Below are 13,407 nucleotides of genomic sequence, written 5' to 3' on the forward strand. Positions count from 1 at the left end.
CGAGCGGCGGCCGGATCCCGCGGAGATCATCCGGCGGTGCGACGTGCGGTCCGCGCGGCCTCCGCACGCCCGGGCGTGCGGAGCCGTGGGGCGAACCCCGGGTGGCCGGGGGGCCGGGGCGCCGGAATAGCCTGCCACCTGTCCGCATTACACGGTGGTGTTGCCCCAGGGGGCGACCGACCCACTGGTTCAGATGGAGGAGCCGCGTCCATGCCAGACGCCCCCGCGCCAGGTGCCACCGCGCCGCCGCATCCGCTCGACAACCCCACGCGCTCGGCGCTCACCGGACCGCACGCGCACCTCGCCGAGCGGTACGGCAGGCTGCTGCGCTACCCGGCCGACATGGCGCCGTGGCTGGCGCTGCCCGACGACCCGGGCGAGAGCGACTGGGCCGACGCCGCCGTGTTCGCCGGGCCCGGCGGCTCCCTCGCGATCGCCGGGTTCGCGGGGCCGCCGCCCGTCGACTGGGAGATCACCTTCCACGCCGACGGCGTCCAGATGGTCGCCACCGGACTCCCCGGCGGGCGGGACACCGGCGGGGACGCGATCGTGCCCCTCGGCCCCGCCGACGTGCCGGAGATCCTCGACCTGGTCGAGCGCACCAGGCCCGGGCCCTTCCTGGCCCGTACCGTCGAGCTCGGCACCTATCTGGGCATCCGCCGGGGCGGCGCGCTCGTCGCGATGGCGGGGGAGCGGATGCACCCGCCCGGCTGGACCGAGATCAGCGCCGTCTGCACCGACCCGGAATTCCGCGGCCGGGGACTGGCGGCCCGGCTCGTCCTGGCCGTCGCCGACGGGATTCGGGCCCGTGGCGAGACGCCCTTCCTGCACGCCGCAGCCGACAACACCGGCGCCGTACGGCTCTACGAGTCGCTCGGATTCGAGGTGCGCAGGGCCACGCGGTTCCTCGGCGTGCGCGCACCGGTCGGGGTGGCGGTCGGGACCGGATAAAATGATGGGATTTTGTTGGCACCCGCGCCGTCGGTACTCTCCTGACCTGCGGTGACGATCTCGGCGGCCAGCGGACCCAGTGATCAGTGAGCAGTGTTCGACGAATGGCAGCGACAATGACGGTGACAGAGGACAGTCCGGCCCGCGGCGAGAGCCCGGCGACCCCGGCAGGCCGGGCCGCGACCGGCATCCCGGAGCCCCGGGACGGCAGCCCGGAGTCCGCTCCCGGCATCGTGGAGTCCGCTCCCGGCGGTCCGGAGTCCGCTCCCGGCATCGTGGAGTCAGGTTCCGGCGGGCCCGAGTCCGGTCCCGGCATCGACCCCGAGCGGATGGCCGTCTGCCTGAGCGTGCTGGACGAACTCGACCGGCTGGACGTCGACCACCCCGACGCCATCGTGGTCAGGCGCGCCACCGCCGGGATCTACCGGACGGTGAAGCAGCGCCGCCGCCAGGAGCGCAGGGCCGCCAAGACCGCCCACGACAAGGCCGTCACCGAGGCCACCGCCACCGGCTCCGCCGAGCGCATCGACGACGAGACCCAGGGCCTGCTGCCGTCCTCCTCGGCCGCCGGCGAGATCGCGGGCATCCTCCAGCGCCCCCGCTCCTGCTACATCTGCAAGGCCCGCTACACCGAGGTCGACGCGTTCTACCACCAGCTCTGCCCGGCGTGCGCGGCGGAGAACCGGGCCCGCCGCGACGCCCGTACGGACCTGACCGGCCGCCGCGCGCTGCTCACCGGCGGCCGGGCCAAGATCGGCATGTACATCGCGCTGCGGCTGCTGCGCGACGGCGCCCACACCACCATCACCACCCGGTTCCCCGCCGACGCGGTCCGCCGCTTCAAGGCCATGCCGGACAGCGACGACTGGATCCACCGGCTCAAGATCGTCGGTATCGACCTGCGGGACCCGGCGCAGGTGGTCGCCCTCGCCGACTCCGTCGCCGCCGAGGGCCCGCTGGACATCCTGATCAACAACGCCGCGCAGACGGTACGCCGCTCCCCGCAGGCGTACAGCGAACTGCTCGCCGCCGAGTCCGCGCCCCTGCCCGCGGGCGAGCTGCCCGCCTCGCAGGTCATCGGCGCGTTCGGCAGCGGTTCCCAGGCCGTGCTCTCCGCCGGCGGCGCCGAGGCCCTGAGCGCGTCCGACGTCACCGGGCTCGCGCTGGTCGGCGGCTCGGCCACGCTCGCCAGGATCGAGGCCGGTACGGCGATCGACGCGGGCGGGCTCGTACCCGACCTGCACGACACGAACAGCTGGGTGCAGACGGTCTCCGAGGTCGACGCGGTCGAGCTGCTCGAAGTGCAGCTGTGCAACTCCACCGCGCCGTTCATCCTCATCAGCAGGCTGCGGCCGGCGATGGCGCGGGCCGCCGCGGCCCGTGCGTACGTCGTCAACGTCTCCGCGATGGAAGGGGTGTTCAGCCGTGGCTACAAGGGCGCGGGACACCCGCACACGAACATGGCCAAGGCCGCGCTGAACATGCTCACCCGCACCAGCGCGCAGGAGATGTTCGAGTCCGACCAGATCCTGATGACGGCCGTCGACACCGGCTGGATCACCGACGAGCGCCCGCATCCGGACAAGATGCGCCTCGCCGACGAGGGCTTCCACGCCCCGCTCGACCTGATCGACGGCGCCGCCCGGGTGTACGACCCGATCGTACGGGGCGAGAGCGGCGAGGATCTGTACGGCTGCTTCCTCAAGGACTACGCGCCCGCCAACTGGTGACACCCCGGGCCCGGGGCGCCCTGCGGCGGGCCCGGGGCGCCCTGCGGTGAGCCGCGGGGCGCCCGACACCCCGTCACCGGCCGCCGGCACTCCACCGCCGGGGTTCCGCTATCCCGCCACCGGGGGTCCGGCCGACCGGAACGGGGCCGGTTGGCCGGAACTTCACCCGAAAGCCATCCCTATAGAGCGGGCCGGCGCTCATCTGGTTACCCTGGTGCGCACGGACGGCCGAGCAGGGGACACACCATCCCCATGGCCGTGCTGGGACAGGCCCCCTACCACGGCCGCGGTCCCGTCCGACAACACGACGCCACCGCGACGGAGCAGCCCTGTCCCAGAGTTACCCGACACAGAGGAGTGCGCGGTGACACCAGATCTGAAGCAGCACGAACCACAACGTCCGGCGGAGTCCGCCGAGCGGAGCCGCAGGCCCGAGAAGATCGGCAACCTGGAGGTGTGGGCCAGATCGGCCCCGATCCGGCTCGCGGGCTACGAGGACGACCTCGCCGAGCCGCACATCCTGCCCGGGGTCGACTGACCGGTCCGCGGAACGGTCCCGTACCCCGCGTGATCCGGGGTACGGGACGGCGCGCCGGACGGCCCGCGCGGCGACGGCTACCCGCCGGCCGCGATCCGGGCCAGGCTCCGGCCCAGCCGCCGGGCGTACGCGCGCTGGAGCGCCGGCACCAGGGGGCCCGCGAGCCGGGTGTACCAACGGGCCGCACGGCTGAAGGCCATGACGGTGAACCAGACGGAGCCGTCCTCGCCCAGCTCGACCACGAAGGACTCCTCGCCGCACTCCGGATGCCCGGTCAGGGTGCCGTACGCGAAGCCGGCGCGGTCCTTCTCGTACAGGCTCCACACCACCTCGCACGGGACGCCGATCCGCAGCGGTCCCACGCCCAGCGAGACGCGGACGCCGGTGCCCCGCTCCGCCCGGGCCGTGGTGGCCGTGACGCGGGCGCCCGTCCGCCGGTGCAGGGCCCAGGTGGTGACGGCCGCGCCCGCCGCCTCGAACGCCGGGCGGCCCCGGCCGATCCTGGTCCGGTGGTGGAGGTGGTGGTAGCCGTCCGGCAGCGGTCCATGCCGGGTCGCGCCCACCTCGCGGTAGGTGAAGGTGCCACCGTTCATACGCCGGTCTCCTTGAGTCGTCGCCAGGACAGGATCGAGCAGAGTGCGAAACCGAGGGCGTTGCCGAGGCCGTGCGTGGCCGCCATCCAGGTGAGGGTGGGGTGCGGGAGCCCGGTGGCCTCGCCGAGCGCCCAGCTCAGGGCGAGGACCATGGTCGCCGCCAGCACGCCGGACGAGACGGCGAGCAGGGCGCGCGTGAACCGGTCCCGTGCGCCGGGCCTGATGTCACGCCAGGTCAGCACCGCGACCGTCCACATGCCCGCGGTCAGGATCACCGCCCCGGCCAGCTCGGTCGCCTCGCCGGTGAAGTAGCCGGTCAGGACGGTCAGGGTGCCGAGGGGCACGCTCAGTGCCGCGAACCGGCCCGCGGGCCCGGGCACCGCGCGGCAGACCAGACCGGCCGTCAGCGCCGCGGCGAACCCGGCGAAGTGGAAGTGCGCGACCGTCAGCCGCAGGATCGCCGGCCCGAAGCCGAAGAGATGGTGTCCCCACCGCTCGGCGACCAGGGCGACCCCCGCGATCGACGGGGTCACCAGCGCGGTGAGCGCCGCGACCTCGGAGGGTACGGGCACGAGCGGCCGGTTCCGTACGACGCGGACCAAGGGCTGTCGTGCGGATCGGGCTGGGCCCGGCCTGATCCGCACGACATACCCCAGGGCGATCAGCGCCAGGCTGAAGGTGGCGAGGGCGTAGCAGGCGGCGAGCGCGGCGGCCGGGGCGCCGCGCGGCAGCCAGAGGGAGACGGCGCCCAGCAGGCCCGGTAGGGGCCACAGGCGGCGTAGCGCGCGCAGAGCGGTGGTGCCGGGCCGCTCGGGCGTCTCCAGCAGCCGCAGCCCCAGCGGCACGATCGCCGTCATGCCCACCGTCACGATCAGGCTGACCAGCACGGACATCCCCGCCACCCCCGGACTTGAACGTGTTCAAATTCCCGCGATGAGCGTAGGTCCTTTATTGAACGCGTTCAAGTCTCGGGTGCGTCGAGCCCGTCCGGCTTGCGGGGTGCACGAAGTTCGGGCAAGACATAGGGGGATATTCGCGGAGGAAGAGGCGGGAGATTCTGGTGCGCTCACCCATCGGCCGACGGGGTGCCGCGCTCGCGGTGCTGTCCGTGGGCGTTCTGATCACTGCGGGCTGCGGCTGGGGCGGTGGCCAAGGCGGCAGTGGCCAAGGCGGCGGTGATCAAGGCGCCGGCGCTGTCCGTGGCGCCGGTGAGAGCGCGCCGAGCGCCGAGGATCTGCACTTCCAGCCCGTCGCGGCCCCGGGACCCGACCCCTTCACCTCTTCGACCGCGGCCGCGCCCGTTCCGGTGGCGCCGGCGGAGCGCAAGCCCGGGAGCGCCGGGAGCCCGGGGGCCCCGCGGGGCCCCCGTGACGGGGACGCGCGGGGGGCGGCCACCGGCGCCCGGACGCCGCGCGCCCTGCCCGGCTCCACCCCCGGCCTCTACGGCGGTTCCCCGTCGGCCAGTTGCGACGTGGAGCGGCAGGTCGCCCTGCTCGCCGGGGACCCGGCGAAGGCCCGCGCCTTCGCCCAGGGCGCCGCGCTCGGCCGGCGCTCCGTCCCCGACTTCCTGCGCGGGCTGACCCCCGTCGTGGTGCGGGCCGACGTCCGGGTCACGGCCCACGGCTACCGCGACGGAGCGGCCACCGACTTCCAGTCCGTGCTCCAGGCGGGCACCGCCGTCATGGTCGACGAGTACGGCATGCCCAGGGTGCGCTGCGCCGGGGGCAGCCCACTGGGCGCGCCGGTCGCCGCCCAGGGCTCCGTGAGCTACCGGGGAGAGCCCTGGCGGGGCTACACCGCCGACCGGGTCGTCGTCATCACCCGCGCCCCGCGTCCGCTCGACGCCCTGGTCATCGTGGACCTGCTCGACCACGCCTGGGCCGAGCGGCGGATCGGCACCGACGGCGGCGAGGACAAGGCCCCCGGGACGCCGCCGCCGTACGCCCCGGACGCGGACATCACCGATCCGGAGGCGGTGAAGGCCCCGGGGGTGGTCGTTCCGGACGCCGCCCCTGGGGGCGCGCGGTCCGCGCCCCCGGGCCCCGTCGCGCCGTCGGGCGCCCCGGCTCGCGAGGGGCGGCCGGCCGTACCGGAGCAGTCGCCGCTCCCCGCCGACGAGGTGATGCCCCTGCCGGAGGACGCCCCCGGCGGCGGGCCGGGCGGGCTGCCCGGCGACGACCTCGCCCCGCCCGTGGACGACCTGTTCCCGCCGGAGCCGGACGGACCGGTCCTGCCGGACGAGCCGGCCCCGTCCGACGGCCCGGCCCCGTCCGACGGCCCGGTCCTGCCCGACGGGCCGGCCGGCACCGGCACCTTCCAGGGCTGACCGGGCCCCGGCGGAGCCGATCGGGCAGGCCGGCATTGAGGCCTTCCAGGGCTGACCGGGCCGATCCGGTCGATCGGGCCGACGGGGTCCGCCGTACCGTCCCGGGTTCCCGGGATCACTCGAAGAATCCGACAAATGATGACAGGGTGTCCACATGGTTGAACGGGCAGCGGGTCCCCTGTCGCTCCCCGACGACTGGCCCGCCCACGCCGACACCAGCCTGTCCCTCAACCGGATGGGCACCTTCGACTGGGACCTCGACGCCGGGCGGCTCCACCTCGACGCCCCGGCCCTCGACGTCTTCGACCTCTGCGCCGGTGAGTACGACGGCCGCCCCGAGCGGCTGGAGCCCCGGGTTCCACACGCCGAGTCCATCCGGCTGGACGAACTGGTGAGCAGGGCGCTGCGGGACGGCAGCGAGGCGTTCGGTGCATACTTCCGGGTCCGTCGCCGGGACGGAAGCCTGCGCTGGACCCACACCCAGGGCGTCATCCGCCGCGACGCCGCAGGCCGGCCCCGCCGGGTGATCGGTCTCGTCCGCGACGCGGCGCAGGAGCTGGCCGACTCGGCCGCGCGCCACGAACTGGGCGTCCTGCGCCGGGTGGGCGCCGACGTGGTCGAGGGCACCACCGCCGCGCTCGCCCACGCCAGGACCGTGCAGGACGTCATCGACGTCCTCAAGCAGTCCCACGGTCTCGCGCACCTCGGCGCCGGCAGCCTGGTCATGGGGCTGGTGGACGCGGGCCGTATCCATCTCGTCGCCGAGGGCCCCGAGGGCTCGTACGTACCGGGCACCCGGGTCACCCGTACCGACGAGGCGTACCCGATGAGCGAGGTGGTGCGCACCCTGGTGCCCCGCTTCATCGAATCGGCCCAGGAGTTCGCGGACAGCTATCCCATGCTCTGGCCGTACATCAACGGCCTCGGGATCAACGCGGCCGCCTATCTGCCGCTGATCGCCCAGGCGCGGCCCATCGGGGCGCTCGGGCTGCTCTACCGCGACAAAAGCGGCTTCAGCGCCGAGGACCGCAACCTCCTCGTCGCGCTCGGCAGCAGCATCGCCCAGAGCCTTCAGCGCGCGGTGCTCTTCGAGCAGGAGCACGACCTCGCGGAGGGGCTCCAGCAGGCGATGCTGCCGCGCCGGATCCCCGCCGTGCCGGGGGCGGAGATCGCCGTGCGCTACCGCTCCGCGCGGCTCGGCCGGGACATCGGCGGCGACTGGTACGACGTGATCCCGCTGCCCGGCGGCCGGGTCGGGACCGTCATCGGGGACGTCCAGGGCCATGACACCCACGCCGCCGCCGTGATGGGGCAGCTCAGGATCGTGCTGCGGGCGTACGCGGCCGAGGGGCACGAGCCGGCCACGGTGATGGCCCGTGCCTCGATCTTCCTCTACGAACTGGACACCGAACGCTTCGCGACCTGCACCTACGCCGAGGCCGACCTGACCACCGGGGTCATCCAGCTGGTCCGGGCCGGCCATGTCGATCCGCTGCTCAGGGACACCGACGGAACCTGCCGCAGACTGCCGCTGCCCGGTGGGATGCCGCTCGGGCTCTCCGCCGCCTTCGGCGGGCTCGACTACCCGGTCGAGACCGTCGAACTGGACCCAGGACAGACCCTGCTGCTCTACACCGACGGCCTCGTGGAGCAGCCGGGCACCGATCTCGACGACGGGATGCGGGCGCTGGCCACGCTGGTACGGGACGGGCCGCGCGATCTCCAGCACCTCGCCGACCGGCTCTGCGAGGTCGTGGACGCGCGCGGCGGCGAGGACGACGTGGCGGTCCTGCTGCTGCGCCGCGGCGGCACCCGCGCCCCGCGCTCCGGCGGCAGGCTCTACCAGCAGGTCGCGCAGGGCGACGCCGAGGGGCTGGCCACCGCGCGCCACATGATCCGGGCCGCGGTCACCGCGTGGGGGGCGGGGGAGCGCTCCGACGCGATCGAACTGGCCGCCGACGAGCTGATCACCAACGCCCTGCTGCACACCGGCGGCGGCGCCGCCGTGGTCGTCCGGGTGGTGCCGCGCGCGGAGGGGCGGGGACCGGGGCGGCCGGGGGCGGAGCCGCCGGACAGCGGCCGGCCGGTGCCCGGGCGGCCCGGGGCGGGGGCGGGCCGTCGGCTGCGGGTGGAGGTCGAGGACGGGTCCAGCGCGCTGCCGCACCGCCGCGACCCCGGGGAGTCCGGGGTCTCGGGGCGCGGGCTGCTGCTCGTGGACGAACTGACGGACGACTGGGGTGTGGAGTCACGCGGCAGCGGCAAGTGCGTATGGTGCGAATTCGTCGTCCCGGACCGGCCCGCGCGCTGAGCTGGGCCTGTCATGCCGGATGGACCTGTCGCGCCGGATGGACTTGCCTTGCCGGATGGATCTGCCCCGCCGGATAGATCGGATAGGTCGGGCCGGAAAAATCTCCCTAGGCTGTCTCAGAGGTGTTGACGTCCTCAGTCATCCGATGAATATTCGGGGGTGATCGACGACGGACCGACGTCGACGGACGGATGCCGGCACACGGACGCCGCCACACGCACGTCGGTCGGCACACGGGAGGCGGCAGCGGTATGCGGCACACCACGCTCGGGACCAGCGGTACGGTCCGGGTGACCGGACTGTCCTTCGGGGCCGCCGGGATCGGCAATCTCTACACCCCGGTCGGCGCCGGGCAGGCGCGGGAAGCCGTCGACGCCGCCTGGGACGCGGGCATCCGGTACTTCGACACCGCTCCCCACTACGGCCTCGGCCTCTCCGAACGGCGGCTCGGCGAGGCGCTGCGCGAGCGGCCGCGGAGCGCGTACACGCTCTCCACCAAGGTCGGCCGGATCCTCGAACCCGTCCCCGGCGACGCCGCCACCGAGCCCGACGACCTCGACCACGGCTTCGCCGTACCGGCCACGCACCGCAGGGTGTGGGACTTCAGCGCCGACGGCGTACGCCGCTCGATCGAGGACAGCCTGACCCGGCTCGGGCTGGACCGGATCGACATCGTCTACCTCCACGACCCCGACGACCACGCCGAGGAAGCCTTCACCCAGGCCTACCCCGCGCTGGAGCGGCTGCGCGCCGAGGGCACCGTCGGCGCCATCGGCGCCGGCATGAACCAGACCGCGATGCTCACCCGTTTCCTGCGCGACACCGACACCGATGTGGTGCTCTGTGCGGGCCGCTTCACCCTGCTCGACCAGTCGGCGCTCACCGAACTGCTCCCCGAGGCCGCGGCACGCGGCCGGAGCGTCGTGGTCGGCGGGGTCTTCAACTCCGGGCTGCTCGCAGACCCGCGGCCCGGCGCGACCTACGACTACGCCGCCGCCCCGCCGGCCCTGGTCGAACGGGCGCTGCGCATGGACACCGTCACCCGGCGGTACGGCGTCCCGCTGCGCGCCGCCGCCCTCCACTACCCCCTGCGCCATCCCGCCGTCGCCAGTGTCCTCGTCGGCACCCGGTCGGCCGCGGAGGTACGGGACGCGGCCGGACTCGCCGGCCTGACCCTCCCCGACGACCTCTGGGCCGAACTGCGCGCCGAGGGACTGCTGACCGAGAACGGAGCCCCCGCATGAGAGTCGCCCTGCACACCAAGGTCCGCGCCGACCGGATCGAGGCGTACGAGGAGGCCCACCGCGAGGTGCCCGCCGAACTCACCGCCGCCATCCGCGCCGCGGGCGCCACCTCCTGGACGATCTGGCGCAGCGGCACCGACCTCTTCCACCTGCTGGAGTGCGCGGACTACGCGGCCCTGCTCGCCGCCCTGGACCGGCTCCCGGTCAACATCGCCTGGCAGGCCCGGATGGCCGAACTGCTCGACGTCGTGCACGACTACTCCGAGGGCGGCGCCGACGCCGGACTGCCCGTGGTCTGGGAGCTGTGACCCCGATGCCGCCCGCCACCGTCGTCGACGCCCACCACCACGTCTGGGACCTGTCCGTACGCCCCCAGGAGTGGATGACCGGCAGCCGGATGGACCCCATCCGCCGGAACTTCACCCTGGACGAGCTGGCAGCCGAGGCGGCCGCCGCCGGGGTGGGCGCCACCGTCCTCGTCCAGACCGTCGCCGTCGCCGCAGAGACCCCCGAGTTCCTGGCCCTCGCCGAGGGCAGCCAACTCGTCGCGGGCGTCGTCGGCTGGACCGACCTCACCGCGCCCGGCGCCGCCGACGCCCTCGCCGCGCTGCGGGCCGGACCCGGCGGCGGGAAACTCGCCGCCGTCCGCCACCCGGTGGAGGGCGAGGCCGACCCGGCGTGGCTGCTCCGCCCCGAGGTGCTGCGCGGACTGGCGGCCGTCGAGGCCGCGGGGCTCGCGTACGACCTGCTGGTGCGCCCGCACCAGCTGCCCGCCGCGACGGAGGCCGCCCGGCTCCTCCCGGGCCTCACCTTCGTCCTGGACCATCTCGGGAAGCCGCCCGTCGCCGAGGGCCGCACCGCCCCCTGGGAGGAGCACTTCCGGGCGCTGGCCGCCCTGCCCAACACCGTCTGCAAGCTCTCCGGGATGGTCACGGAGGCGGAGTGGGACTCCTGGACGCCCGAGGACCTGCGTCCGTACGCCGGCATCGCGCTCGACGCCTTCGGGCCCGAGCGGCTGATGTTCGGCTCCGACTGGCCGGTCAGCCGGCTGGCCGCGTCGTACGAAGAGGTCCTCGACGCGGCGCGCACGGTCACCGACGGGCTCGGCGCGGGCGAGCGCGACGCCGTCTTCGGGGGCACCGCGCGGCGGGTCTACCGCCTCTGAGCGGCCTACACGCGCTGGACCGGGTCCGTCTCCTCCCCGGCGGCCGCCCGCAGGAAGGCATCCGCCACCTCGGCGGGGAACCGGCCGAGGCCGAGCAGCCCGCTGACCGAACCGGTGCCCAGCGCGTGCCACGTGCCCGCCCGCCGCAGCATCGGGTGATCGCCGCCGGAGAGGAGCACGGCACACGCCTCGGCGCCCGCGTCCCTGGCGCGGGCGGCCAGCGCCACGCTCTCCCGGGGGTCCGTCGTCCGGTCGCGGTCGCCGTGCAGCAGCACGATCCGGCGGCCCGTCAGATGCCCCACCGGCTCGCCCGGCGGGCACCACGGGGCGAGCCCCACCACGCCGACGACCTGCTCGTGCCCGGCGGCGGCCAGCGCGGCGCGCCCGCCCATCGAGTGCCCCACGAGCACCACGGGCACCGGCCCGACCAGCTGCTCCAGCTCGTCCAGCGCCCGCCGGGCGTCCCGGGCCGCGTCGGCGCGCGTTCCGTTCCACCCCCGGTGGCGGTAGCGGACCCGGCCCACCACCACGTCGTGCCCCTCGGTGGCGCGGAGCACCGCGCGGGTGAACGGCCGCATCCGTGCCCCCGGCAGATTGAGCCGGGCGGGCGGGCGCTCGCTCTCCGAGCGTCCGCCGTGCAGCACCAGGACGACGGCGCGGGGGCGCGCGGCGGTCCGGTCGAGGACGAGGGCGGGCCGGACGGCGGCTCGCCGGTCTCGTACGGGCACGTGGGGCCTTCCTTCCTGCGGGCGGGGACCCTCCGCCGCGGACGGCCCCTTCCCCGGTGATTCGGAGCCGGGACGGCCCCGGACGCCTCGCGGCCCACCGGTGTGCCGCGGATCACCCGTACAACGGGGAGCGGCCCGTCGGGCGTTCCCCGCGGCCCTGCGGCACGCTGGAAACATGCCGGAACTGCCCGAGGTCGAAGCGCTGCGTGCGTTTCTCGACAGCCGCCTGGTCGGCAAGGAGATCGTCCGTGTCCTGCCGCTGACGGTCAACGTCCTCAAGACCTATGATCCGCCGCTCTCGGCGCTCGAAGGCACCACGGTCACCGCCGTCGCCCGCCACGGAAAGTATCTCGACATCGTCACCGGAGGCGCGGGCGCGGGCGTGGACACGGGCGCAGGCGCGGGCGGCACGAGTGGGGCGCGTGACGCCGGCGAGCTGCATCTCGCCGTCCACCTGGCCCGCGCGGGCTGGCTGCGCTGGAAGGACTCGTTCTCCGGCGCCCCGCCCCGCCCCGGCAAGGGGCCGCTCGCCTGGCGCACCGTGCTCGCCGAGGGGGACGGCTTCGACCTGACCGAGGCGGGCACCGCGAAGCGGCTCGCCGTCCACCTCGTCCGGGACCCCGCCGACGTCCCCGGCATCGCCCGGCTCGGCCCCGACCCGCTCGACGCCGCCTTCGACCGTGCCGCGTTCGCCCGGCTGCTCGCCGGGGAACGCCGCCAGATCAAGGGCGCCCTGCGCGACCAGCGGCTCATCGCCGGCATCGGCAACGCCTACAGCGACGAGATCCTGCACGCCGCGCGGATGTCCCCGTTCAAACCGGTGAAGAACCTCTCCGAGGACGAGATCACCGGGCTGTACGAGGCGCTGCGCGCCACCCTCGGCGACGCCGTCGAGCGCTCGCGCGGGGTCGCCGCCGGCGGGCTCAAGGCGGAGAAGAAGACCGGCCTGCGGGTGCACGGCCGTACCGGCGAGGCGTGCCCCGTCTGCGGGGACACCATCAGGGAGGTCTCCTTCAGCGACTCCTCGCTCCAGTACTGCCCCACCTGCCAGACGGGCGGCCGGCCGCTCGCCGACCGGAGGATGTCCCGGCTGCTCAAATAGCCCGGCGCCGTCAGCCGCCGCCGATCCCCGTCAGCCTCCGCCCATCCGCATCAGCCGCCGCCGATCCGCGCCAGGACGCGGCCGTCCCCGGACCGGATCTCGAAGTGGTGGATCTCGTCGGGACGCATCGACGCGCCGCCGCGGGTGATCAGCCGCCCGCCGTCCTCCGCGCGGGACCCCCAGCTCGTCACCGTCTCGCTGGAACCGTCCAGGCCCACGGCGACGAGCGCGCAGACCCCGGAGGCGGCGGGCCGCACCAGTTCGAGACCGATGTTCGTACCCCAGTCGGTGGCCGCCGTCGTCACCACCGCTGCCATCCCCGTCGTGTGGTCCGACGCCGTCCACTGCGTCGTCGCCGCGGGCCCCGCGTTCGTCGACCGGGTCGCCCCGAGGACGGTGAGCGGACCCCCCATCACCAGCGCCGCCGCCACGGCCACCAGCGCGAGCCGCCGCCTGCGGCTGCGGCGCCGGCCCTCCGCCGTACGCCCGAGCAGCCGCGCCAGCATCTCCGGTCCCGCGACGACGACCGGCGCCATCCCGGCCGGGGTCTGCCGGGCGTAGAGGTCGAGCTGTGTCTTCACCCCGCCGAAGTCACCCAGCGACAGGGTGCACTGCGGGCACTCCATGAGGTGATCCTCGAAGCGAAAGGCGTCCGCGGCGTCGAGCACGCCCAATGCATAGGCGCCGACATCGCGATGGAGGTCCAAGGTCCGCATGCTGTC

The 13,407-nt window shown here is 74.7% G+C and carries 13 protein-coding genes; 9 read left to right on the forward strand and 4 right to left on the reverse strand.

Annotated features, from left to right (window positions below; genetic code table 11):
• Positions 1-210: 210 nt before the first annotated feature.
• The 3 genes from ACFXKG_RS01975 to ACFXKG_RS01985 all read left to right on the forward strand — a co-directional run bounded on the left by ACFXKG_RS01975 (position 211) and on the right by ACFXKG_RS01985 (position 3,219).
• Positions 211-951, forward strand: coding sequence for a GNAT family N-acetyltransferase (locus ACFXKG_RS01975; RefSeq protein WP_384830745.1), 741 nt, complete (start codon positions 211-213; stop codon positions 949-951).
• Between the two features lie 329 nt (positions 952-1,280).
• Positions 1,281-2,681: an SDR family NAD(P)-dependent oxidoreductase gene (locus tag ACFXKG_RS01980; protein ID WP_384831742.1), complete on the forward strand. Its 1,401-nt coding sequence runs from the start codon at positions 1,281-1,283 to the stop codon at positions 2,679-2,681.
• Between the two features lie 364 nt (positions 2,682-3,045).
• A complete protein-coding gene (locus ACFXKG_RS01985) occupies positions 3,046-3,219 on the forward strand; it encodes a hypothetical protein (protein WP_382892990.1) in 174 nt (57 codons plus the stop codon).
• A 77-nt stretch (positions 3,220-3,296) separates the two neighbouring features.
• Here ACFXKG_RS01985 and ACFXKG_RS01990 read toward each other — a convergent pair whose 3' ends face one another.
• Together ACFXKG_RS01990 and ACFXKG_RS01995 are read right to left on the reverse strand one after the other, a co-directional pair.
• Entirely contained in the window at positions 3,297-3,812 is a 516-nt protein-coding gene (locus ACFXKG_RS01990) for a DUF1990 family protein (protein ID WP_384830748.1), read from the reverse strand.
• Positions 3,809-4,705, reverse strand: coding sequence for a YndJ family protein (locus ACFXKG_RS01995; protein WP_384830751.1), 897 nt, complete (start codon positions 4,703-4,705; stop codon positions 3,809-3,811). The genes ACFXKG_RS01990 and ACFXKG_RS01995 overlap by 4 nt, the downstream gene beginning before the upstream one ends.
• A gap of 167 nt (positions 4,706-4,872) precedes the next feature.
• Here ACFXKG_RS01995 and ACFXKG_RS02000 point away from each other — a divergent pair, with 167 nt between their 5' ends.
• The 5 genes from ACFXKG_RS02000 to ACFXKG_RS02020 all read left to right on the forward strand — a co-directional run bounded on the left by ACFXKG_RS02000 (position 4,873) and on the right by ACFXKG_RS02020 (position 10,855).
• Entirely contained in the window at positions 4,873-6,138 is a 1,266-nt protein-coding gene (locus tag ACFXKG_RS02000) for a DUF6777 domain-containing protein (protein ID WP_384830753.1), read from the forward strand.
• A 154-nt stretch (positions 6,139-6,292) separates the two neighbouring features.
• Positions 6,293-8,446 (forward strand): SpoIIE family protein phosphatase, encoded by a 2,154-nt coding sequence (locus ACFXKG_RS02005; protein WP_384830756.1) that lies wholly within the window; start codon positions 6,293-6,295, stop codon positions 8,444-8,446.
• A 251-nt stretch (positions 8,447-8,697) separates the two neighbouring features.
• Complete coding sequence (locus tag ACFXKG_RS02010) at positions 8,698-9,690, forward strand: aldo/keto reductase (RefSeq protein WP_384830759.1); 993 nt, start codon at positions 8,698-8,700, stop codon at positions 9,688-9,690.
• Positions 9,687-9,998 carry an L-rhamnose mutarotase gene (locus ACFXKG_RS02015; protein WP_382893001.1) on the forward strand — a complete coding sequence of 104 codons (312 nt, stop codon included), beginning with the start codon at positions 9,687-9,689 and terminating at the stop codon, positions 9,996-9,998. The genes ACFXKG_RS02010 and ACFXKG_RS02015 overlap by 4 nt, the downstream gene beginning before the upstream one ends.
• A gap of 5 nt (positions 9,999-10,003) precedes the next feature.
• Complete coding sequence (locus ACFXKG_RS02020) at positions 10,004-10,855, forward strand: amidohydrolase family protein (protein ID WP_384830763.1); 852 nt, start codon at positions 10,004-10,006, stop codon at positions 10,853-10,855.
• Between the two features lie 5 nt (positions 10,856-10,860).
• On the opposite strand, the gene ACFXKG_RS02025 is transcribed toward ACFXKG_RS02020, so the two are convergent.
• Positions 10,861-11,583, reverse strand: coding sequence for an alpha/beta fold hydrolase (locus ACFXKG_RS02025; RefSeq protein ID WP_384830766.1), 723 nt, complete (start codon positions 11,581-11,583; stop codon positions 10,861-10,863).
• Positions 11,584-11,758: 175 nt separating this feature from the next.
• Between ACFXKG_RS02025 and ACFXKG_RS02030 the strand changes: the two genes are divergently transcribed.
• Positions 11,759-12,685: an Fpg/Nei family DNA glycosylase gene (locus ACFXKG_RS02030; RefSeq protein ID WP_384830769.1), complete on the forward strand. Its 927-nt coding sequence runs from the start codon at positions 11,759-11,761 to the stop codon at positions 12,683-12,685.
• A 50-nt stretch (positions 12,686-12,735) separates the two neighbouring features.
• Here ACFXKG_RS02030 and ACFXKG_RS02035 read toward each other — a convergent pair whose 3' ends face one another.
• Complete coding sequence (locus ACFXKG_RS02035; protein ID WP_384830771.1) at positions 12,736-13,401, reverse strand: zf-HC2 domain-containing protein; 666 nt, start codon at positions 13,399-13,401, stop codon at positions 12,736-12,738.
• Positions 13,402-13,407: the final 6 nt, after the last annotated feature.

The sequence above is a fragment of the Streptomyces sp. NPDC059255 genome (assembly GCF_042752355.1).
Classification (GTDB): Bacteria; Actinomycetota; Actinomycetes; order Streptomycetales; family Streptomycetaceae; genus Streptomyces.

What these genes read in the sequence shown, in the direction of transcription:
- ACFXKG_RS01975 (WP_384830745.1), top strand. Translation starts at nt 211, where the DNA reads ATGCCAGACGCCCCCGCGCCAGGTGCCACCGCGCCGCCGCATCCGCTC.
- ACFXKG_RS01980 (WP_384831742.1), top strand. Translation starts at nt 1,281, where the DNA reads ATGGCCGTCTGCCTGAGCGTGCTGGACGAACTCGACCGGCTGGACGTC.
- ACFXKG_RS01990 (WP_384830748.1), bottom strand. Translation starts at nt 3,812, where the DNA reads ATGAACGGTGGCACCTTCACCTACCGCGAGGTGGGCGCGACCCGGCAT.
- ACFXKG_RS01995 (WP_384830751.1), bottom strand. Translation starts at nt 4,705, where the DNA reads ATGTCCGTGCTGGTCAGCCTGATCGTGACGGTGGGCATGACGGCGATC.
- ACFXKG_RS02005 (WP_384830756.1), top strand. Translation starts at nt 6,293, where the DNA reads ATGGTTGAACGGGCAGCGGGTCCCCTGTCGCTCCCCGACGACTGGCCC.
- ACFXKG_RS02010 (WP_384830759.1), top strand. Translation starts at nt 8,698, where the DNA reads ATGCGGCACACCACGCTCGGGACCAGCGGTACGGTCCGGGTGACCGGA.
- ACFXKG_RS02015 (WP_382893001.1), top strand. Translation starts at nt 9,687, where the DNA reads ATGAGAGTCGCCCTGCACACCAAGGTCCGCGCCGACCGGATCGAGGCG.
- ACFXKG_RS02020 (WP_384830763.1), top strand. Translation starts at nt 10,004, where the DNA reads ATGCCGCCCGCCACCGTCGTCGACGCCCACCACCACGTCTGGGACCTG.
- ACFXKG_RS02030 (WP_384830769.1), top strand. Translation starts at nt 11,759, where the DNA reads ATGCCGGAACTGCCCGAGGTCGAAGCGCTGCGTGCGTTTCTCGACAGC.
- ACFXKG_RS02035 (WP_384830771.1), bottom strand. Translation starts at nt 13,401, where the DNA reads ATGCGGACCTTGGACCTCCATCGCGATGTCGGCGCCTATGCATTGGGC.